At 38.9% G+C, this 22,314-nt stretch carries 21 protein-coding genes; 15 read left to right on the forward strand and 6 right to left on the reverse strand.

Going from position 1 to position 22,314, the window contains the following annotated elements:
• Position 1 precedes the first annotated feature (1 nt).
• Positions 2-871, reverse strand: coding sequence for an IS3 family transposase (locus J655_RS25835; RefSeq protein WP_106405999.1), 870 nt, complete (start codon positions 869-871; stop codon positions 2-4).
• 5 nt (positions 872-876) lie between these two features.
• On the reverse strand, positions 877-1,386 hold the full coding sequence (locus J655_RS25840) for a helix-turn-helix domain-containing protein (RefSeq protein ID WP_002120495.1): 510 nt from the start codon (positions 1,384-1,386) through the stop codon (positions 877-879).
• Positions 1,387-1,743: 357 nt separating this feature from the next.
• Between J655_RS25840 and J655_RS0104870 the strand changes: the two genes are divergently transcribed.
• From J655_RS0104870 to J655_RS22885, 7 genes are all read left to right on the forward strand, one after another.
• Positions 1,744-2,007, forward strand: a complete 264-nt coding sequence (locus J655_RS0104870; RefSeq protein WP_000790976.1) for a hypothetical protein — start codon at positions 1,744-1,746, stop codon at positions 2,005-2,007.
• A 100-nt stretch (positions 2,008-2,107) separates the two neighbouring features.
• The gene (locus J655_RS25355) at positions 2,108-2,254 is read left to right on the forward strand and encodes a hypothetical protein (RefSeq protein ID WP_000682545.1); all 147 of its coding nucleotides are present in this window, start codon (positions 2,108-2,110) and stop codon (positions 2,252-2,254) included.
• 70 nt (positions 2,255-2,324) lie between these two features.
• Positions 2,325-3,350, forward strand: coding sequence for a J domain-containing protein (locus tag J655_RS22865; protein WP_000942646.1), 1,026 nt, complete (start codon positions 2,325-2,327; stop codon positions 3,348-3,350).
• An 81-nt stretch (positions 3,351-3,431) separates the two neighbouring features.
• A complete protein-coding gene (locus J655_RS22870) occupies positions 3,432-4,130 on the forward strand; it encodes a hypothetical protein (protein WP_001985473.1) in 699 nt (232 codons plus the stop codon).
• 58 nt (positions 4,131-4,188) lie between these two features.
• On the forward strand, positions 4,189-4,518 hold the full coding sequence (locus tag J655_RS22875) for a hypothetical protein (RefSeq protein WP_032053285.1): 330 nt from the start codon (positions 4,189-4,191) through the stop codon (positions 4,516-4,518).
• A 91-nt stretch (positions 4,519-4,609) separates the two neighbouring features.
• Positions 4,610-4,906 (forward strand): hypothetical protein, encoded by a 297-nt coding sequence (locus J655_RS22880; RefSeq protein ID WP_000553831.1) that lies wholly within the window; start codon positions 4,610-4,612, stop codon positions 4,904-4,906.
• Between the two features lie 54 nt (positions 4,907-4,960).
• The gene (locus J655_RS22885) at positions 4,961-6,010 is read left to right on the forward strand and encodes a DUF932 domain-containing protein (protein ID WP_000951143.1); all 1,050 of its coding nucleotides are present in this window, start codon (positions 4,961-4,963) and stop codon (positions 6,008-6,010) included.
• Between the two features lie 265 nt (positions 6,011-6,275).
• Here J655_RS22885 and J655_RS22890 read toward each other — a convergent pair whose 3' ends face one another.
• Entirely contained in the window at positions 6,276-7,157 is an 882-nt protein-coding gene (locus tag J655_RS22890) for a copper resistance D family protein (protein WP_002035490.1), read from the reverse strand.
• A gap of 67 nt (positions 7,158-7,224) precedes the next feature.
• Positions 7,225-7,605 carry a copper resistance CopC family protein gene (locus J655_RS22895; RefSeq protein WP_000689221.1) on the reverse strand — a complete coding sequence of 127 codons (381 nt, stop codon included), beginning with the start codon at positions 7,603-7,605 and terminating at the stop codon, positions 7,225-7,227.
• 281 nt (positions 7,606-7,886) lie between these two features.
• Here J655_RS22895 and J655_RS22900 point away from each other — a divergent pair, with 281 nt between their 5' ends.
• Positions 7,887-10,226: a heavy metal translocating P-type ATPase gene (locus J655_RS22900; RefSeq protein ID WP_000349577.1), complete on the forward strand. Its 2,340-nt coding sequence runs from the start codon at positions 7,887-7,889 to the stop codon at positions 10,224-10,226.
• Positions 10,227-10,303: 77 nt separating this feature from the next.
• Here J655_RS22900 and J655_RS22905 read toward each other — a convergent pair whose 3' ends face one another.
• Positions 10,304-11,680 carry a heavy metal sensor histidine kinase gene (locus J655_RS22905; protein ID WP_000149039.1) on the reverse strand — a complete coding sequence of 459 codons (1,377 nt, stop codon included), beginning with the start codon at positions 11,678-11,680 and terminating at the stop codon, positions 10,304-10,306.
• Positions 11,670-12,353 carry a heavy metal response regulator transcription factor gene (locus J655_RS22910; RefSeq protein ID WP_001221580.1) on the reverse strand — a complete coding sequence of 228 codons (684 nt, stop codon included), beginning with the start codon at positions 12,351-12,353 and terminating at the stop codon, positions 11,670-11,672. The genes J655_RS22905 and J655_RS22910 overlap by 11 nt, the downstream gene beginning before the upstream one ends.
• Before the next feature lie 149 nt (positions 12,354-12,502).
• Between J655_RS22910 and J655_RS22915 the strand changes: the two genes are divergently transcribed.
• The 7 genes from J655_RS22915 (at position 12,503) to J655_RS22940 (ending at position 22,297) form a co-directional block, all read left to right on the forward strand.
• Complete coding sequence (locus J655_RS22915; protein ID WP_032053289.1) at positions 12,503-12,820, forward strand: hypothetical protein; 318 nt, start codon at positions 12,503-12,505, stop codon at positions 12,818-12,820.
• 83 nt (positions 12,821-12,903) lie between these two features.
• Positions 12,904-14,841 (forward strand): multicopper oxidase domain-containing protein, encoded by a 1,938-nt coding sequence (locus tag J655_RS22920; protein WP_068972710.1) that lies wholly within the window; start codon positions 12,904-12,906, stop codon positions 14,839-14,841.
• Positions 14,828-15,757 carry a copper resistance protein B gene (locus tag J655_RS22925; protein WP_001260874.1) on the forward strand — a complete coding sequence of 310 codons (930 nt, stop codon included), beginning with the start codon at positions 14,828-14,830 and terminating at the stop codon, positions 15,755-15,757. Before J655_RS22920 ends, J655_RS22925 begins: the two co-directional genes overlap by 14 nt.
• Before the next feature lie 45 nt (positions 15,758-15,802).
• Positions 15,803-16,264: a hypothetical protein gene (locus J655_RS0104875; protein ID WP_000771473.1), complete on the forward strand. Its 462-nt coding sequence runs from the start codon at positions 15,803-15,805 to the stop codon at positions 16,262-16,264.
• A 77-nt stretch (positions 16,265-16,341) separates the two neighbouring features.
• Entirely contained in the window at positions 16,342-17,646 is a 1,305-nt protein-coding gene (locus tag J655_RS22930) for a TolC family protein (RefSeq protein ID WP_001028920.1), read from the forward strand.
• A complete protein-coding gene (locus J655_RS22935; RefSeq protein ID WP_032053292.1) occupies positions 17,646-19,136 on the forward strand; it encodes an efflux RND transporter periplasmic adaptor subunit in 1,491 nt (496 codons plus the stop codon). The genes J655_RS22930 and J655_RS22935 overlap by 1 nt, the downstream gene beginning before the upstream one ends.
• 14 nt (positions 19,137-19,150) lie before the next feature.
• Complete coding sequence (locus J655_RS22940; RefSeq protein ID WP_032053293.1) at positions 19,151-22,297, forward strand: efflux RND transporter permease subunit; 3,147 nt, start codon at positions 19,151-19,153, stop codon at positions 22,295-22,297.
• Positions 22,298-22,314: the final 17 nt, after the last annotated feature.

Genomic DNA, 22,314 nt, shown 5'->3' on the forward strand with positions numbered 1-22,314 from the left:
GTTAAGCAGTTTTTAAAAACTGGTTTCTATATTGTACAGGGGATAAACCTTGTAGCTTCACCTTGATTCTCTCATGATTATAATAATGAATGTACTCTCGTATAGTTTTCTCTAACTCATCAGTTGATTGAAATTTTTCACCATGAAAGCACTCCGATTTTAATATTCCAAAGAAGCTTTCTATTACAGCATTATCTAAGCAATTTCCTTTACGAGACATACTTTGAATTAAACCATGTTGCTTTAATTGCTGTTGATAATGAGCCATTTGATATTGCCATCCTTGATCTGAATGGAGAATTGGTTTCTCATGTCGCTTAAGTTTAGCTAAAGCATGAATGAGCATATCTTTCACTAACTCATAATTGAGTTTACGTTGGATCCGGAAGGTAATAATTTCCCCATTAAATAAATCTATAATTGGTGATAGATAAAGTTTTTCACCGTTAACATTAAATTCCGTCACATCAGTTGCCCATTTCTGGTTGGGACGGTTCGCTTTAAATTGCCGTTGCATAATGTTATCGGCCACCATCCCGACACAACCACTTTTATATGAGCGATATTTTAGTGCTCTGATACGTGATTTAAGTCCCATAGTTTTCATAAGACGATATACACATTTATGGTTGATTATTATTCCTGTACTTTTCAGAGCAAGAGTAATTCTACGATAGCCATAGCATCCCTTATGCTTGTGATATATGGACTTGATCTGCTGTTTTAACTCAGTATATTTATCCTTAGAGCGTACAGCTTTCATGTGATAGAAATAAGTACTACGAGCGATCTTGGCAATACTGAGTAAGAGCTTTAATGGATAAATTTGCCTTAATTCTGAAATAACTTGAACACTGTCTGCAGTAGAAATTGAATTTAGGTACGTTGCTTCAGTTTTAAGGCTTTTAGCTTTTTTAAAAAGGCAACCTCTGCTCGTAAAGCGGTCACTTCATCAATGAGCTCCTGCTGAGATTTATCTTTGTCATCTTTTACAGACTTGGTTATTTTAGTTTTATCTTGTTTAAGCATATTGGTATAAATCCTCGTGGTATTAAACCCAGCAATCCCTTCTTTATGATACTGAGCTAGCCACCTTCTTAAAATTGACGTCCCGCTCAGATTTAACCGTCTTCTAACTTCTCTTACCGGTATCTTATCAAGAAGCATTTGTACAGCCTTGATTTTAAATTCGGAAGAGTAGTAGGTTTTTTTAGTTTTAACATTCAGGCCATCTTCACCTTGTGCCTTATAGTTTTCAATCCATAAGCGGATGGTTTGGAGATCTACATTAAATTCTTGTGAAAGGATTTTATATCCTTTACTTCCCTCTAAATAAGCTTGAATGACTTTTAATTTTAACTCTTTTGAATGCTTCGGAATTGGCATAGAGCACACCTCATAAGTTTTAAAAGTCTAACTTATGGGGTGCAGTTCAGGACGGGAGAGGGACACTTTCGAGTGTGCTGGTGTCAATCCAATCCGGTCTGTCAACCCTTTCTCGTTCTGCCACCATAATTCTCTAATGCTTTGGCAGAACTCCCAATATAAAGGAGTTGGCTATGCATATTCTTTTTATAACGCCTGATTAGTTTTAATAGGATTTGATGAACTTCTAGTTTCTCAAGCTTTAGATCTTTTCGTCTAAAAATTTACTTAAAAAAATGTCATGTGAGCTACACCATGGCAAGGCTTCGTGTTGCCTAAAAAAGCCTAAGCTCCATGACGACGTCACTGGATAAAATGATGAAAAATAAAATTTTGATGGGTTTGGTAGGTGTCAGTATTTTGTTGGTTACTGGTTGTTCTTCTGATTTCGAAAAGGGTATGAAACAAAGCTGTAGGAATACGGGAGGAAGTCGCAGTTTCTGTTCCTGCTTCTACGACAGGATGGAAGAACATTATGGTGAAGAAAAGCTGGAGGCGATTGGCATGATGCAAGTCAGGATGCCAGAGGATTTCGAAGAGGTGTCTTTTAAGTCTGGTCAGCAATGTGCACATAAACTTTAGAGCTCGTATTCACATTAAATCTTAGTTTGTCTTTTGATCTCACCTGCTGCCATAGAGCAGTGGGTTGGATAGGCTTACCTAAAAAAATGAGGAATTTACAATGAAACATCCATTGATTGGCCTTTATTTCACCATTGTGATTGGTTATTGGCTGTATTTGATTTGGCAGTACCCTATTTATTCTGGTTCATATTCTTTGGGTCGGGCACTTGTTTGGCCTGCTGATTTTCTACGTTGGTTGTTTTAGTCGCTAAATTGGGGAAGTTGCCATGACAATCATATCGAGAGAATCACTCCAGAAAAGCCGTTGGATGTTGATGTTAAGAGCGAGTGACAATATTTATTTTGCACCCGCTATTCCTTATAAAAAATTGCAAGGGGCTATGAGTTATCTCCCTCAAGGAATTCATCCAGATGAAATCCTTATGCTAATTGACGATACGGTATTTGGCAGTGCTAAAGCTGGACTTTGTGTGACGGCGACAGGACTCTTTTATAAAGAAAGCTTTGGAGATGAAGCGGTTTATCTCTTTAAAAGTATTCATCATGTCGAGGCAGATATTGGCGTCATTAATCATGGCATCGTACTGAATCGTATAGAAACCCTGACCTTTACCCAACTGGATAAGGGCACAGTACGAACATTGGCTTCATTTCTAAATGAAGTTTGTCAGGGTGAAACAGAAACCGATCGGGCTCCACCACAGATTGATGCAGAACTGAAGGTAATTATTGATCTGTTTGCTTATTTCATCACATTCAATATGGGTAAGTGGAATCCTGAATCTAGTCATGCAATATCTAAACATTTTGTAAAGCTGAATGATGAAGCATCACAGCACTATATTAAAAGGTTACTGACTGAACATCCCAACTTTGAATATGAAGAATTATTACATCGCTTTGCAGAACTGAAAGATGTGCTGGCTTACAAGCTTCGTACGGAGATGATCGAACAACTGGTTTATGCCATGGCACTGGGTCAGGTTGAGCAGAATCAGGCGGATCTCTTCATGACCCATTTATGTCGTGTATCCAATGTTTCTAAAGCCGTATTTCCTGATCTGGTCAAAATTATCTATCAATGTCTGGCTGATGAAATGAATCAGTCTACTACTTCTACTTTCAACGGTGGACAACTTCAAGCGTGCAAACTTCTTGATATTCAGCCTAATTCACTGACTGAGCAGAACTTACAATCTGCTTACCGAAAAAAGATGGCTGAGTTCCATCCCGATAAATACCAGAACTTACCTGAATCTGTTCGTCAGTTGATTGAAAGTCAGGCACAGCAACTGAATGAAGCAAGAGCTTTATTAAAAAGCTATTTGGACAATAACTGAAAATAAAGAATTTTTACTTACATATTACCCCAGTGAAGGCAGCCCTAAAGCGCCGTATATCCTCTATTTCAAGGTAATGATATGAATATGATAAAGAACAGCACTAACTCAACTAAAAAGATACCACCGTTATATTGGTTGTTAACTGTAGTCATGATGGCGGTGTTAATTGCAGGCGGTATTTTATTTAATCAACATCAAAAACGACAAACTGAACTTCAGTTAGCACAACTCGCTTTAGAACAATCTAAGGTACAAAATCAATCTGCCACAACACAAGCAGCATCGGAACCCGTTGAATCAGGTTTCACTGGAATTGAAAGTATGGTGGAAAACCCGGAATCAGAATCTGCTCATTCACAAGCTGAAGATGAGGTTGTTGCGGGGGCAATAGCCGCGGTTGATCAGGCAAAAGCACAAGATACAAGTCTAGGTAATCTCAGTTCAGAAGTTGATGGTGAGTACCATGAAGGGAAAACCTTAAGTTCCAATGCTTCTCGCTATGGATTAAAGCCAATCAAATCTGCTCCAGCTGATTTAAAGTCAACCATCCCGAATATTGATCAAATGTTAGCGTCACATCTCATGAATGTATGGGGCCGCTCAAGTCCAGATCAGGTGAGTAAACGAGTTGAAGGATGGAGCCAGCAAGGTAATACCATGACCTATCGTACTGCATGGGACTCTGACCGTTACCAATGTACTTGGTATGTGGTGAGTTGGGATAAGAACAGCAATCAAGTCCTTCACGAAGGATACCAGCCATGCTTTGGTCACTAATTAAAGCTGGTCTGTAGCATTCGTTTAATTATTACTTTACTTAATCAGAGAAAATACCATGAACCCAATCAAACTTATCGCATGTGGAATTTTAAGTCTTTCACTCAGTTCTATTGCTTTTGCTAAAACTGAGCAGATTACACTTAAAGCCAATGTCTATTACGGCGAAGAGTCAGTTGTATTTCCAACTACTAAAGGCGAAGTCATTTTAAATAGCTACGCTATACCAACTAAAGTCGTTCCACAAGTTAAACCTTTTAAGAAGGGGCAATGTTTAGAAATCAAATCAAAACATGGTTTCTTTAAAGACACTGGAGATGGTCAATATATTGAAAGTATCCAACCTTGTAGCAAGAAAGGTTTAGCGACTCCAAAAGTAACTCGTTAATTTGACTTAATCTAAAACGACATAAAGCTCAATCAAACCACAAGCATTTGCTTGTGGTTTTTTTTATGCCTTTTATTGAGAGGAGACGACTATGCATCAATGTCCTTACTGCCATTCGAGACATCTGAAATTACTACGGCAGTCAGAACAAAGCCATCAAGGTGTATTTGCAAAACTTTCATCATTCTCCCCCATGTCTCTGGCAGCAGCCTGTATGCAATTGTCAAAACGTAGTCCTATTCACCCACTAGTCGGTGGCTTTGTTGGTTTAGTTGTAGGGGGCATGTTTCTGCTCTACGTCCAGCATCAAGACAATACAGTGTCCTTGCATTATCAGTGTGAGCAGTGTCTGCAACATTTTGAAATCCAGCAATCAAGCTTTTCTTAACTTCATCCCAAACTCTTAATCAAATTATTTAAATCACTTAATAGGAAAAACATCATGGCACATCAAGTTGAAACAATGGCTTTTGTAGGTCAAACCCCTTGGCATGGTTTGGGCAATCAACTCACTAGAAATCAACCTTTAGAAGTATGGGCACAACAAGCAGGGATGGATTGGCGAATTGAATCATCCAATGTCAGCTATATGACAAAAAATGAACGTGGACAAAACATCATCATGCCGTATGAAGATCAGAGAGTCCTTTATCGTTCAGATACTCATGCGCCGCTATCAGTGGTAAGTCAGCGTTATCAGGAGGTGCAACCGATGGAGATATTAAACTTCTATAAAGACCTGACAGAACAATCAGGCTTTGAACTGGAAACAGCAGGGGTATTGAAAGGTGGTCGTAAGTTCTGGGCACTGGCTACGACTGGACAATCAACAGCACTGAAAGGAAAGGATGTGAGTAATGGTTATATCCTTCTGGCAACAGCATGTGATGGGACATTAGCCACCACGGCGCAATTTACAAGTGTACGTGTGGTGTGTAATAACACCTTAGCGATTGCCTTACGTGGGCAGAATAGTAGTGCAGGTGTGGTGAAAGTTCCACACAGTACCAAGTTTGATGCTGAAAAGATTAAACAGCAATTGGGTATTTCGGTTCATGCATGGGACGAGCACATGTATGAAATGAAGCAGCTCAGCCAGCGTAAAGTCACCCAGCAGGAAGCAGCAGCTTACTTCGATGCAGTGTTCAATAATACAAACCTGAATATTGCTGAACAAGATGAAAGTATCATTCAGTTCTACCGTAATGTAGCTACGCCTAAACAAATCAACTCATCCAAAACCGACAATAAAACTGAGCCAAATGGACGTGCGATGTCTAAGGTCATGACCATGTTTAACGGGCATGGTCGTGGTGCCGAGTTAGCTTCAGCTAAAGATACGGCGTATGGACTGCTTTGTAGTATTACCGAGTTTGTTGATCATGAGCGACGTGCGATCTCAAAAGATCACCGATTAGATTCAGCATGGTTTGGGGTAGGAGCCAACCTTAAACAACGCGGGCTGGAACAGGCACTAAGAATGGTTGTATAAGTTATGATTATTTGTTTAAGTTTATTTATACATGAATTACAGAAAATCATGTAATTAATTTATAAAAACATGGGCAGATTATGGGGTAAGTAATTTTACCCCTATATTTTAAAAGATCTGAGACTCTACAGTCTTACACTACACTCTACTTACAATAGTAAAGCTTATGGAGTTAGAAAAAATATCAAGGATTGAACCAATGATGAAATCAAGCAGAATCAGATAATTTTTTTCATTTTACTTTTTTAAATTACTATATACCTATTTAATCAATTCCCACTACAGTTGTAATATATCCAGTCGTTAAAAGGATCATTAGGCCTAATGACATTTCAAATAAAATGGCATAGCCCAACTGTCTGGCAAATTTCGGGTCTTGTAAGCGAGGGGTAAAATACCATTTGTTGAAAGCAGCTAATAATAAAATGCTTAGAACAAATGCGATCTTAATAATAAAACCATGCCCATAAGGAGTATTTAGTAGAGTATTGAAATCTTTAATGAGTAACAGAGCAATACTAGCACCACAAGCGAGTAGTATTCCCACAACAAATGCTGCGATTCTCCCAAATAAGTGCATGCGATCTTTTAATGGAAGACCAGTAATTTTTTTACTTGTTTTCCATAAAGGAAAAAGTGATCCCATCCATAAGGACATTACAAGGACATGTATTGATAATAAGAATTGAGCGAAAAAGGGCAAGTTTGTGACATGGCCTAATTGTGAAAAACTAAAAACCATGGGGATAAGTAGGATGGTAAAAATTGTTCCTTCTACTTTGGAAACTTGGATAGTCCCTTTACTAAGCTTTACGATCATAAATAACAATAAAAGTGCAAAACTAACTGAGCGGATGATATGGATATGCCCAGTGGGAGTATTTATTAAGATATTAATGTAGTTACTGTCCCACATTCCTGAAAGACCTGTATTGGCAAAACTTCCTATAAGAACAAAGAAGCCTAAAGTGCTTGAAATAAAGCCTAATCCTGCACCAATAGTAATGTACTTTAGAAGAGTTTCCCTGATTTCTACATAACGTCCCAGTAGAAAATAGCTAAAGGCACCACCAACAACAAATGCTATTCCTAAATATAAAACGACTTTAATCAGCCACGTTGCATATATCCAAGTTTCAGGATTCATATTTTTCCTCCCTGCGATAGCAATATGCCAGCAAGCTGCTGGCATATAGACTATTGATGCTCTATAGTTATTTCGCTGATTTAATAGTGAAGCTATATTCGCCATTCATGTTATGGCCATCAGTACCCATTGTGGTCCAAACCACTGTGTATTTACCTTTCTTAAGTTTAGGTACTGCTACTTCAAATGATTTTTTTAAATCATGAGTTATCTGATAAGTTAAAGGGATGTCTTTACGTTGAGCATCAAGTAATTTGACATTCATTAACATGACTTCTTCACCAAAATTTAAAGTTATATTTTTTGGCTGACTTGCTACAGATGCATTAATAGCTGGAGTGGCACTTTCAAGTTTGACATGAGCAAATGCGCTTGAAGCAGCTACAACCATAGTCGCACCTACTAGTACATTACGTAGAGCTGACACTTTATTTTGGAAAATTTTCATTTCATCACCTTTTAAAAATTAGTACGTGCTAAGTAATGACCCAGTGAAATTCCTAAATTGATCGAGTTGGTCATCACTCTTTGTATGCTTATTATTTAAGAAAGAGAGCAACGTCTTGATGACTCCAAAATTACATTTTTGTCATTTTTAGAATTAAAAACTCACAAGTGTTACACTGACTTTATCAAGAATAATGTTCATTAAATACTCAAATAATCAGAAATGTATTTCTGCACGAAGGTAATTAATTTTTTAAAATCAAATATGAAGGAGGTTTCTATATGGACCATCATCATGAAAAGAAAACTATAAATAACGTACTAAAGGATCCTGTCTGCGGCATGGCTGTAACAGAAGAATCTAAATTTCATGAACAAGTTGGCAATAAGACTTTTTACTTTTGTAGTGAAAAATGTCAGATAAAATTTAAGCATGATCCTACTTTTTACATTGCTAAAGAAGATAGATCTGTTTCCGAAAATGTCTCCCTAAATAAGATGGATACACACTCAGATAGTGTAAATACCTCATCAATTTATACTTGCCCAATGCATCCGGAGATCCGACAAAATCATCCTGGTAACTGTCCGATTTGCGGTATGTCACTAGAACCATTACTTCCCAATCTAGATGAAGCCGATGATAATCCTGAACTTAAAGATTTCAAAAGAAGATTTTGGTACACCTTACCGTTAACCCTCATTATCATATTTTTGGCGATGTTTGGTCATCAGTTGAACTGGTTTGAGATGAAGGTACAAAGCTGGATTGAACTTGTTCTTACTTTACCTATCGTCTTTTGGGCAGGTTGGCCATTTTTTGTTAGATGTTGGCATTCAATTTTAAATCGTAGTCCGAATATGTGGACTTTAATTGGAATTGGGACTGGAGCTGCATTTATTTATAGTGTCGTTGGAACCCTAGCCCCACAAGTTTTCCCAGCGTCTTTCATCTCTATGGGGCGTGTTGCTGTATATTTTGAGGCAACAGCCGCAATTATTTCACTGACCTTATTAGGTCAAGTTCTTGAGTTAAAGGCACGTTCGCAAACTTCGTCAGCAATAAAATCTTTACTTGGGTTGGCACCGAAAACCGCAAGAAAAATTAATGAAGATGGCACAGAGGAAGATATCCCACTTTCCCATGTACATGTTGGAGATTTACTGAGAGTACGACCAGGTGAGAAGGTCCCCGTTGATGGAATAATTACAGAAGGTTCAAGTTCTATTGATGAATCAATGTTAACGGGAGAGCCAGTTCCAGTAACAAAACGTATAGGTGACCAAGTAATCGGTGCGACAATGAATATGAACGGTTCATTAGTGATACGTTCGGAAAAGGTCGGTTCTTCAACAGTACTTTCACAGATAGTTCAAATGGTAGCGCAAGCTCAGCGTTCTAAAGCCCCTATGCAAAGAATGGCAGATCAGGTAGCTGGCTGGTTTGTACTGGTGGTGATCGGTATATCTATCCTTACCTTTTTTGGGTGGGGAATATTTGGACCAGAACCGAGTTGGGTATACGGACTAATCAATGCTGTCGCAGTTTTAATTATTGCTTGTCCGTGTGCTTTAGGATTAGCCACACCAATGTCAATCATGGTGGCAACGGGTCGTGGTGCATCCAATGGCGTACTCTTCCGTGATGCTGCAGCAATAGAAAATTTACGTAAGATTGATACATTAATTATTGATAAAACAGGGACCTTAACAGAAGGTCGCCCCTCATTTGATAAGGTCATTGCTTTATCTGGATATGAAGAAAATGAAGTTCTCAGATTAGCTGCCAGCTTGGATCAAGGTAGTGAACATCCATTAGCGGATGCAATTGTACAGGCTGCCCGTGAAAGAAATCTTGTACTAACAACACCAACATCTTTTGAGTCAGGTTCTGGAATTGGTGTTAAGGGTGAGTTAGATGGACAACAATTATCATTAGGCAATACAGCTTTAATGGAACAACTCGGCATATCAGTTGATACATATATCCCTCAAGCTGAGCAATTAAGAGCAGAAGGCGCAAGTGTTATGCATTTGGCTGTTGATGGGACGCTCGTAGGACTATTGGCTGTTTCAGATCCAATCAAAGTCAGTACACCTGAAGCTGTGCATGCTCTGAAGAATTCTGGATTAAGAATTATAATGGCCACAGGAGATGGTTTAACTACTGCAAAATCAGTTGGAGCTAAATTAGGTATTGATGAAGTTTACGGAGAAGTTAAACCAGCAGATAAACTGGAACTGGTTAATAAATTACAAAAAGAAGGAAGAATGGTTGCAATGGCAGGTGACGGTATCAATGATGCCCCAGCTTTAGCTCAAGCGGATATTGGTATTGCAATGGGGACTGGAACAGATGTGGCTATGAATAGTGCTCAAGTCACTTTAGTCAAAGGTGATTTACGAGGTATAGAGATCGCTCGCTCCCTGTCAGAGGCCACTATTAAAAATATGAAGCAAAACCTGATGTTTGCATTCCTTTATAATGCATTAGGCATCCCTTTAGCCGCGGGTATTTTATATCCATTTACTGGTTGGCTACTTTCTCCTATGATCGCAGCTTTAGCAATGAGCCTAAGTTCAGCATCGGTTATTGGTAATGCTTTAAGGCTACGTAGTTAAGAAAGGATCATTTTCTGACTACTCATAATTTTTTAGATACTGGAAATGAGTAGTCAGTTGTCTTTTATTTACAAAAATTAGTTTTTAAAAGTTATTTTAAAAACTATCCGACCGTTGTTATAGTCTGCTTGAATCGTTGCGCCATGTACATCAAGAATTGACTTGGTAATTGCTAGACCTAAACCTGTGCCTTCCTCAACTCTTTGTCTGGATGCATCCGTACGGTAAAAACGGTCAAATAATCGATTCAGCTGTTCAGATGTTATTGGTGAGCTTTCATTTTCGATTGTGAATATAGTGGTATCAATATTTTGTCGGCAATTAATCTTAATTATTGAATCAGGTTTACCATATTTGATCGCATTTGATAGTAAATTACTCAGTGCACGACGTAACATTGAGGGATCGCCTTTTACGTATCCTTGTCCACTTTGTTCTAGGGACATTCCCTTTTCAGCAGCGATAGCATCATAGAAGTCAAATAAAGCAGAAATCTCTTTTACTAGGCTGACCTGTTGTAGGTTTGGTAAGTGTAGGCCATGCTCTGCCTTTGCAAGAAATAACATATCTGAAACCATTCGAGCCAAACGTTCAAACTCTTCCAGATTAGAAAAGAGAACTTCCTGATAAGTATTAATATCCCGACTACGAGATAAACATACTTGAGTTTGAGTCATTAAATTATTAATAGGTGTTCTAATTTCATGGGCCAGATCAGATGAAAAATCTGAGAGTTTTTCTACAGCCGTTTCTAGCCGATCTAACATATCGTTAAAGGCTATGGCTAATGATTTTAGTTCAGTGCGTGTATTATCGACCGCTAATCGTTCAGATAGATGCTGAGCTGAAATGCCTTCTGCAACTTTTGCCATTTTCTGAACTGGACGTAAGCCCCTCCATGCGGCAAACCAACCTAAAAACATTAAACAAATTGTGCCCACAACTCCGATATATAACAATTGTCGTCTAAAGTCGTTTAAAAAATGTTGATGTTCGGAGGTATCGATTCCAACAATAATTTGAGCAGTTGGAACACTCATATTTTTATCAAACGATTTTTTATAAACTAAGCCACGGTATGTTTTATTTTGAATTTCCCACTCTATCCAAGGGATATGTTTAGACTTTACTAATGTTTGAGCCTTTATAACGGCAGGGGCTGAACTAAAAATGATTTGGCCAGTTGGGCGTTCAATCTGGACAATTAGATCATGATGACCAACTAAAGCATCTTTTAAATATATCTTTAGTTCATCGGTGTTTTTCGGATTCTGTTCCAGTAAATTTTCTAAAAGCTGAATTTTCCCTTCTAGCTGAGTGCGGTCCTGAGTTTCAAAATGATGCATAACAAGCTGATGAATGACCAGCCCCATAATCATTAAGATAATAATGGTAGATAATGAAAAAATGATCGCAATACGGAAACTGATCGCATTAAACAGTTTATGAGTCATCTTCTACCTCTAAGACATACCCCATTCCGCGGATGTTTTGGATCAACTTAGGACTGAAATTACTATCTATTTTATTTCTTAGACGTTTAATAGCGACTTCTACAACATTGGTATCACTATCAAAATTCATATCCCATATTTGAGAAGCAATAAGAGCACGAGGTAGAATCTCTCCACGTCTACGCATAAATAATTCCATCAATGCGAACTCTTTAGCTGTAAGGTCAATTCTTTGTCCAGCACGTGTGACGCGACGTTTACGAAGATCAAGTTCAAGATCAGCAATTGTAATAATATTGCTATCTTCCTTTTGTTGACCGCGACGAAGTAAGGTTTTAATTCGGGCAAGAAGTTCTGCAAAAGCAAAAGGCTTAACGAGATAATCATCAGCTCCTAGTTCCAGGCCTTTAACTCTATCTTCAATTTGATCACGAGCTGAGAGAAAAAGGATAGGCATAGTTTTGCCACTTTTGCGAATATCATTAATGATATTCCAGCCATCTAACTTCGGTAACATTACATCTAGTATAATTAGATCGTATTCTTCTGAAAGAGCTTGATGTTTACCTGATAAGCCATCTGTAACCCAGTCTGTAATATATCCTGCTTCAGAAAGACCTTGCTTTAGATAATCACCAGTTTTTTGTTCATCTTCAACTAGTAAGATTCTCATTTATTAAGCCCCGTATCGCATATTAAGACCATAATAACGTTATAAATACAGGATGCGATGTAGATTACAAAAATGTCATTTTCAAGTCACATAGATGTCCGGTTCCAACCTATAAGTTAGTTATATAAAATTTATTTTTGGAGCAATCAATGAAAACTCTATTCCGTCGTGGCTTAACTGCTTTTATGTGTGTTGGGACTTTAATTGCTGGAAGCCAATCTTGGGCTGCTGATGCTCAACAGAAAAATACTTTAAGTACAGAAGTTAAAGTAAATTCAAAAGCGCAAGAGAAATGCAAAAAGCCTTGTGATATGAAAGAAGATAAGGAAAATCAACAGAATCATAGTCAGCATGATCACAGCCAAATGTCTGATATGTCCCAAATGGACCATTCTAAGATGATGAATATGGATCATTCTAAAATGGGTGAGATGGACCATTCTCAAATGAATATGCCAAATAAATAATTAATACGCGAAATAAGATATTGAGGGAAAAGTATTTTATCCACCTGCTTAGCCCTCAATTAACTATAGATAGGTGAAAATAAATGTCTAGAAAATTAAGTCATGTCCTTTTAATAGGAGTCGGATTGTTTTCGTCGACTTGGGTTATGGCAGCGGTTAAAGAATATGATTTAACAATTGCTGAACAGACGGTGAATATTACAGGAAAGCCTCTAAAACGAATTACTGTAAATGGTAAGTTTGTTGCGCCTCTTCTTGAGTTTGAGGAAGGCGATGATGCCGTTATTCGTGTACACAACAAGTTGAAAAACCAAGATTCTTCAATTCATTGGCATGGTTTAATTTTACCTGGCATCATGGATGGAGTACCTGGGTTCAACCAGTTTGATGGTATTGCACCAAATAAAACCTATGAATATAAATTCAAGGTTCGTCAGAATGGAACCTATTGGTATCACTCGCATAGTAAAGGTCAAGAGCAAGATGGTCTGTATGGCCCTTTAGTCATTTATCCCAAAAATAAAGTACCTTTAACGGCCGGAGAAAAAGCTGATAGAGATTACGTAGTCTTACTCTCTGATTTTCACAACTCTACTAGTGGTCAGATTATGAGTAATCTCAAGAAAGAAGCTGATTACTACCAGAATCGAAGAGAAACAGTTTTTGATGTTTTTAGGCAGATTAAAAGAGACGGTTTAAAGGCAACATGGAAAGATCGTTCCATGTGGAATCAGATGCGAATGCTTAAGACAGATATGTCTGATGTAACAAACTATACGTTTTTAATGAATGGTAAGACTCCAGAACAAAATTGGACTGGAAATTTTAAAGCTGGAGAAAAAGTACGTCTTCGGTTTATTAATGCCTCGGCAATGTCTTTGTTCGATGTAAGAATTCCTAATCTGAAAATGACAGTAGTCAGCGCAGATGGACAACCAGTAAAACCCGTGCCAGTGGATGAATTCCGGATAGGAACAGCTGAGACTTATGATGTTATTGTAGAACCGAAACAAGCAAATTATCAGATTGAAGCTGAATCTATTGATCGAAGTGGTTTTTCTATTGGTACATTACATGATGAAAATACTTCACTTGTAAAAAGTACTACGATGCCGACACCTCGTCCCCGTGCTTTACTGACGATGGAAGATATGGGAATGGACCATGATATGTCTTCAATGAAAGGTATGGATCATGATATGTCTTCAATGAAAGGAATGGACCATGATATGTCTTCAATGAAAGGTATGGATCATGATATGTCTTCAATGAAAGGTATGGATCATGATATGTCTTCAATGAAAGGTATGGATCATGATATGTCTTCAATGAAAGGTATGGATCATGATATGTCTTCAATGAAAGGTATGGATCATGATATGTCTTCAATGAAAGGAATGGACCATGATATGTCTTCAATGAAAGGTATGGACCATGATATGCCTTCAAAAACAGTAAGCTCTTCTGGATCTGATCAAGTGGTTTACGGATGGGCGAATGCATCAACACCAGCTGGTCTAAAAGCACTTCAATATAGTGATTTACAATCTTTAACCCCCCAAAAAGATACCCGTGCTCCAGAACGTGAAATTGAAATCCGCTTAGGTGGAAATATGGAGCGCTATATTTGGACAATTAATGGTAAGAAGTTTAATGAAACTGAACCATTTAAAGTGAAATATGGTGAGCGTATACGCTTGAAATTTGTTAACGATAGTATGATGGCTCATCCAATGCATTTACATGGCATGTTTATGCAACTGGAAAATGGCCAAGATCCTAGCAATATGCCGAATAAACATACAGTAATTGTTCCACCAGGTAAAACAGTTACAACTTTATTAACGGCTGATGAGTTAGGTGAATGGGCTATCCATTGCCATTTGCTCTATCACATGTCTGCTGGAATGATGAATAAACTTATTGTGGCAAATGTCGATAGTAATAGTACTGATTCGAAAGATGTTGTTGCTCAACCTAATACTAATGATAAGGGGGTAAATCAACATGCGCACCACTAAAAAAATATATTCTAAGACATTTTTATCTATAGCTTTAATTGGATTATCAGGTGTAGCTTTTGCAAATGATACTGCTGTTCAAAGCATGGATAGTAGTACTAAATCCTCTCAGTCCGAGAGTATGAAAATGCTGTTAAAAGAGCCTGGTGGATTAGGTTATGTTGATCGTAATACTTACCAAAATTCAACTTCTGGTAATGATGGAGATAATGGTATAGGCCTGGAAGCCGAAACTTCTAATAACCGAAATCATGATAAACATCTGAAAGAACATGGTGGACAAGTTTTCCAAATGACTAAGTTTGAGAATGAGTGGACTGTGGATGAAGATGGCAAAGGTGCTTTAGGATCGAAAATTGAAACATTGATAGGTACAGATGAAAATCGCCTATTTATTGAAGCAAATTTGGATAAAGCAGAAAGTCATGATCCAAAATATGATGTATCTGCGCTTTATAGCCGTAATGTAGCACCCTTTTGGGATGTACAGGCTGGGGTGAGATACAGTGAAGATAAAAATAACAGCAACAGCGATCGGGTTGATGGTGTTGTTGGCGTGTTGGGATTAGCTCCATATTTCTTTGAAACCCAAGCTTATTTGTACGGTGGTGAGAATAATTTTTGGGGGGCAAGCTTAGAAGTCGAGCGTGATTTCCTGTTAACCCAGAAATTGATCACACAACCTTATCTTGAAGTAGATGCTGTATTTAGCGATGATTCTAACTATGCTGCAAAATCAGGTTTGTCTGAACTAAAAACCGGTATTAAAACCCGATATGAAGTCACTAAAAGAGTCAGACCTTTTGTGGATGTTGCTTACCAATATGAAAAAGGACAAAAAGCAACTAACGTGCAAGAAGCAACTGAGTCCGAAAAAGGATGGAAATATGGTGCAGGCATCGAATTGGTATTTTAAAATACTATAACTTGAAATCATGAATAGTAGTTTCGGCTACTATTCATGAAATTGTTGCTATTACGATTCAATTCTGTAAAACTAAAAAAGCTTAAAATTTGGTCTATGTCTATGCAGTGGTTAAAAACATGCCTATCGCTGTTTTTATCGTTTGCTATCCTGTTAGTAGGATCGGCTGCTGTTGCCTCGTCTGTACATAAACGATGTTTAATGCCATCTGAACAGATGCAATCCATGCAAATGGAAGAGTCGAAAAATCAGAATATGATGCATACTGATTGTATGAAAGGAGAAGCAAAGTCCAAAAAAACTCTGCATGATCCATCCTGTCTGTCTGAACAAGATTGCATTATGTCTTTTACCAAGCTTGTATATGCTAATGACGTTCAGGGTATTTTGCACTCAATGGTTTCCTTTCCTATAGAGCGCTCAGCTTTTTACTCTTTAGATCAAAATCTTCCTTCTCCATACCCTTCGGGTTTATGGAAGCCTCCACGCTCTAACTAATTTGATAGTCCTCTATCATTCATAGAATTTTCTATGAATGTTCTGCGCGTGCGCGTAAACATTTTAGAGCAAAAAATATGAATATTTATAAAGAAAAGCAATCTCATCGTAAGAGATGGCCAATAGCTACTATCTGTTTCTGTCTGGTCTATGGTCAGGCTTATGCTGAGCCATTAACTTTGAATACAGCTATGAAGCTTGCTGAGCAATATGCACCTACCCTAAGAGCAAATAGTGCAAGGATTGAAGGGGCTGAAAATATGGTTTCAGCTTCAGGTATTTTACCCAACCCTAAATTATTTGTAGGTTTAGATAATTACCCTGTATCCGGCGATGCCGCATGGTCAGTCACACGCGAAGGTATGACTATGCAAAAAATTGGCGTGATGCAAGATTTTCCAAATCGTGCCAAAAGACAAGCTGAGGTCGATTTAGCAAAAGCTGAACTAGGTTCGGCCAATGCTCAAACTGAGATTCTGCGTATTGAGGTACGTCAGAAAGTCGCATCTGCTTGGCTTAAGCGCTTTTATCTTGAACGTAAATTAGCACTATATGATGAACTGTTTTCAGAGAATCGATTACTTTCTCAAATTACTCAAACACAGGTCATCTCTGGTCGTACAATCATTGCCGATGCACTTGATCCAAGACAAGAAGCCACGGTATTGCTTGACCAGAAGGATGATTTACTTCGTGATTTAAATAAAGCCAAGTTAGAGTTGCATCGGTTAGTCAGTGCAGAACCTACTGAAAATCTCTCTCAAATTGAAACCTTACCTGACCAAGCACCATCTATCTACCTTGATACATCAAAGCTATATCATCATTTGCATCAACATCCTGAATTAAAAGCATTTCAGGCAGAAAAGCAAACTGCTGAAGCAAAACTGAAGCAAGCTCAGGCTTTACAGAAACCAGATTGGGGTATTGAACTTGCTTATCAGCATCGAGCACCCGAATTTGGCGATATGATCGGGGTGCAACTAACAACAGAGCTTCCTGTCTTTTCAAAAAGACGTAGTAGTCCACTCATTCAGGCAGCTTTAGCCGAACAAAACAGGATTACCGCCGATCAAGAAGTCCAATACCGTGACCATCTCACTATGCTAGATGATGGGTTATCCGATCTTGATGCACTTGATCAGCAAATTAGACGTGCGATGCAAACAAGTATTCCACTCGCTAAACAAAAAGTGGGTTTACAGTTGGCAAGCTATCAAGCAGGTAAAAGTAATTTGTCTAATGTTATTGCTGCTCGACAAGCTCTTTTAGAACAGCGTTTGCGTCTCATTGATCTCCAACAGCAACAGGCTGTGACTAAAGCCCAACTTTATTATGCCTTTGAAGAACCGACCTTAAACCATGTTGAGGGGCAGCCATAATGTTAAGAAATAAATTAGCAGTTACTGTCATGGGCGTTGCGGTAATTAGTCTGGCTGCGGGTGGTGGTGCTGGATACTGGATTGCACATCAGAAATACAATCCTCAATCAGGTCCGCAACAGGCTGCCAAAGTGTTGTATTGGTACGACCCAATGAAGCCTGAACAGCATTTTGATAAACCGGGGAAATCGCCATTTATGGACATGCAACTGGTTCCTAAATATGCAGATGAAAATACTACGATGACTGAAGACAGTTATCCTGCGGTTAAGATTGATCCATCCCTCCAACAAAATTTAGCAATTCGTTATGCTTCAGTCGAACAAGCTGTGATGGGAAATACTTTGTTAACCAATGGTATATTGCAGACCAATGAACGACAGGTAGCTATTTTACAAACAAGAGCAAGTGGTTTCGTCCAACGAGTGTACGGACATGCTGTTGGGGATATGGTGACGCAAGGCAGTCCCATAGCTGATATTTCAATACCTGAATGGACAGGAGAACAAACTGAATTTCTAGCTGTACTCCGAACAGGAGATCGTTCTCTTATTCAGGCAAGCCGACAACGTTTACAGCTTTTAGGAATCCCACAAAATGTGATTAATCAAGTCGAGCGGACACATCGAGTGCAATCCAATATGACTTTAAGTGCACCTGTAAGTGGATTTATTGATTCGTTAGAAGTCCGCAATGGAATGGCTTTAGCTATGGGGCAAACGCTTGTCACCATCAAGGGGATAAGCCCAATCTGGTTAGAAGCATCTGTTCCAGAAGCACAAATTGCCGGGATAAAACGGGGAATGAAAGTTGAAGCTACTTTTGTTGCATATCCTCAAATAGTGTCCGGTAAAGTCATTGATATTTTACCAACTTTGGATAGCACGAGTAGAACCATAAAAGTTCGTATTGAGTTGCCCAATAGAGAGGGATTGCTCAAGCCGGGAATGTTTGCTTCCGTTAAATTCTCCAACAACCCACAAAGCAATTTAGTTATACCAGAGCAAGCTGTTATACGTACAGGTACTCGGAACGTTGTCATTGTGGGACATGAGCAAGGGCGTTTTGAACCTGTTGTAGTACAGTTAGGTCAAAGTGATGGCAATAAAATTGCAATTCTAAAAGGGTTGAAAGCTGGTCAGAAGGTGGTAATTTCAGGGCAATTCCTGATTGATTCTGAAGCAAATTTACAAGGTGTATTGGATAAGCTGAACACTGGACAATCGAAGACTTCATCTCAAGTGGTTAAGACATTAATATATCAAGGCATTGGTAAAGTTGAAAAAGTCACAGCTCAAGACATTACCATTTCACATCAGGCGATTCCTGAGTTGGGTTGGGGGGCTATGACTATGAGCTTTAAACAACCAGTGCAACCATTTACCCAAATTCAGCAAGGCGATCAGGTCCGTTTTAGTTTTACACATGCTAGAGATACTTACGTTATTTCTGACATTTCCAAGATGTCTATGACATCTATGAAGAACTAAACGGGAGGACGATTATGATTGCCCGTATTATTCGTTTTTCAATTGCAAATCGTGTATTTGTCCTGTTGGCCGCTTTAATTCTGGCTGCTTGGGGAACTTGGGCCGTAAAGAATACTCCGGTCGATGCATTACCAGATTTGTCTGATGTACAAGTAATTATTCGAACTAATTTTTCTGGTCAGGCACCACAAATTGTTGAAAATCAGGTGACCTACCCTTTAACAACAACCATGTTATCGGTGCCCGGTGTTAAAACTGTTCGCGGTTATTCTTTTTTTGGTGACTCATTTGTTTATGTCATCTTTGATGAACATACTGACCTTTACTGGGCCCGTTCTCGTGTATTGGAGTATCTAAATCAAATTCAAGGGAAAATGCCTGCAAATGCGAAATCTTCATTGGGACCAGATGCCACTGGCGTTGGTTGGGTTTATGAATATGCATTAGTAGACCCAACAGGACAGCATGATCTTTCGGAGCTGAGAAGCATACAAGACTGGTTTTTAAAGTATGAACTGAAGACATTACCTAACGTGGCTGAAGTTGCCACAATTGGGGGAATGGTTAAGCAATATCAGGTTGTCTTAGACCCAAGCAAGATGGCTACTTTAGGTGTCACACAAAACAATGTCATTGAGGCGATTCAAAAAGCTAATCAGGAAACTGGTGGTTCAGTTCTGGAAATGGCTGAAACGGAATATATGGTGCGGGCTTCTGGTTATTTAAAAACTTTAGATGATTTTCGCCAAATTCCTTTACGAACAAATAGTTTCGGTGTTCCTGTTTCTTTAGGTGATGTTGCAACTATTCAACTTGGTCCAGAAATGCGTCGTGGCATCAGTGAATTGAATGGGCAAGGTGAAACGGTTGGGGGTGTCGTGATTTTACGAGCAGGTAAAAATGCACGTGAAACGATTACTGTTGTGAAAGCGAAGCTAGCTGAATTACAACAAAGTCTACCGAAAGGTGTACAAGTTGTTCCTGTATATGATCGCAGTCAATTGATTGATAGAGCAGTAGAAAATCTCAGCCATAAATTAATTGAAGAGTTCATTGTGGTGGCTTTAGTCTGTGGACTATTCCTCTGGCATTTACGTTCAGCAATGGTGGCTATTGTTTCTTTGCCGCTTGGGATTTTATCTGCTTTCTTGGTGATGCATTATCAAGGGCTAAATGCCAATATCATGTCGTTGGGTGGTATTGCTATCGCGATTGGCGCTATGGTCGATGCCGCAATTGTAATGGTTGAAAATGCACATAAGCATATCGAAACTTGGCAACACGAACATCCTGAGCAAGTCTTGGAAGCACAAGTCCGTTGGAACATCATTACACGTTCTGCCAGTGAGGTCGGGCCAACTTTATTTTTCTGTCTACTCATCATTACCTTATCCTTCATTCCTATTTTTACTTTACAGGCACAAGAAGGTCGCTTGTTCTCACCACTGGCATTTACTAAAACCTATGCAATGGCAGCAGCAGCAGGTTTATCCATTACCTTGATTCCCGTTTTAATGGGTTATTGGATTCGAGGGAAATTACCTTCTGAACAGCGTAATCCACTGAACCGTTTTCTGATCAAAATATACAGCCCTATGTTGGATAAGGTTTTAGCTCATCCAAAGACAATTTTACTTGGTGCATTGCTAATTTTCCTTATTAGTCTTTTCCCTTTAACACGGTTAGGTGGGGAGTTTCTACCCAATATGGATGAAGGTGATTTACTGTATATGCCTTCAGCTTTACCGGGATTGTCCGCAGCAAAAGCTTCTGAGCTACTCCAACAGACTGATCGAATGATTAAAACCGTTCCTGAAGTTGCAACAGTATTCGGTAAAGCTGGTCGCGCAGAGTCAGCCACAGATTCTGCACCATTAGAAATGTTTGAAACCACGATTCAGTTCAAACCACGGTCTGAATGGCGTTCAGGTATGACACCTGACAAATTGATAAAAGAACTAGATAAGGCAGTCCAAGTACCGGGTTTAACAAACATTTGGGTGCCACCTATCCGTAACCGGATTGATATGTTGGCAACTGGGGTGAAAAGTCCAATCGGGATTAAGGTTTCAGCAAATGATCTGCAAGATATTGATCGGGTAGCACAGCAAATTGAACAAGTGGCTAAACAGGTGCCCGGTGTTAGTTCAGCTTTAGCTGAACGGCTCACAGGTGGTCGATATGTTGATGTCGATATTAACCGTATGCAGGCTGCGCGATATGGTCTCAATATTAAAGATGTACAGCAAATCGTCTCATCAGCGATTGGCGGGGAAAATATTGGTGAAACTGTTGAAGGCTTGGCAAGGGATCCCATTAATGTACGTTACCCACGAGAGATTCGAGATTCACTGGAAGCCTTAAGAAATTTACCGATTCTAACTGAATCTGGTCAACAAATAGTCTTGAGTAGTGTTGCTAATATTCAAATTACAGATGGGCCGCCAATGCTTAAAAGTGAGAATGCCCGTCCAAGTGGTTGGGTCTATGTCGATGTACAAGGACGTGACTTAGCTTCGGTTGTACAAGATTTGAAGCAGGCCATAGACCAAAAAGTAAAACGTTCTTCTGCCATGAGCATTAGCTATTCAGGACAGTTTGAGTTCATGGAGCGTGCGAATGCTCGCTTAAAAGTTGTTATTCCAATTACTTTGATGATCATTTTTCTATTGCTCTATTTGATTTTTAGGCAAGTACAAGATGCTGTTCTGATTATGGCAACACTACCTTTTGCGTTGATTGGTGGTATTTGGGCTATGTACTTGAGTGATTATCACTTTTCGGTTGCGATTGCTGTTGGTTTTATTGCACTTGCTGGTGTTGCCGCAGAGTTTGGTGTAGTCATGTTGTTCTATTTAAAGCAAGCAATTGAGCATGCACAGCAAAGCCTATCTTCTTCAACGGCATCCTTAACAGAGCAACAACTCAATGAGGCAATTCATACAGGGGCCGTGCTACGTGTTCGCCCTAAAGCAATGACAGTCGCTGTCATTTTGGCGGGGTTAATCCCTATTCTGTTGGGGACTGGAACAGGTTCTGAATTAATGAGTCGTATTGCTTTACCTATGGTTGGGGGCATGATTTCAGCCCCTCTCTTATCTATGTTTGTTATCCCTGCGGCATATCAGCTTTTAATCAAAAGAAAACTATCAAAGAATTGATAGTTTTATTATTTCGT

This window comes from Acinetobacter sp. 1294243, from assembly GCF_000588015.1.
GTDB classification, from domain to species: domain Bacteria; phylum Pseudomonadota; class Gammaproteobacteria; order Pseudomonadales; family Moraxellaceae; genus Acinetobacter; species Acinetobacter pittii.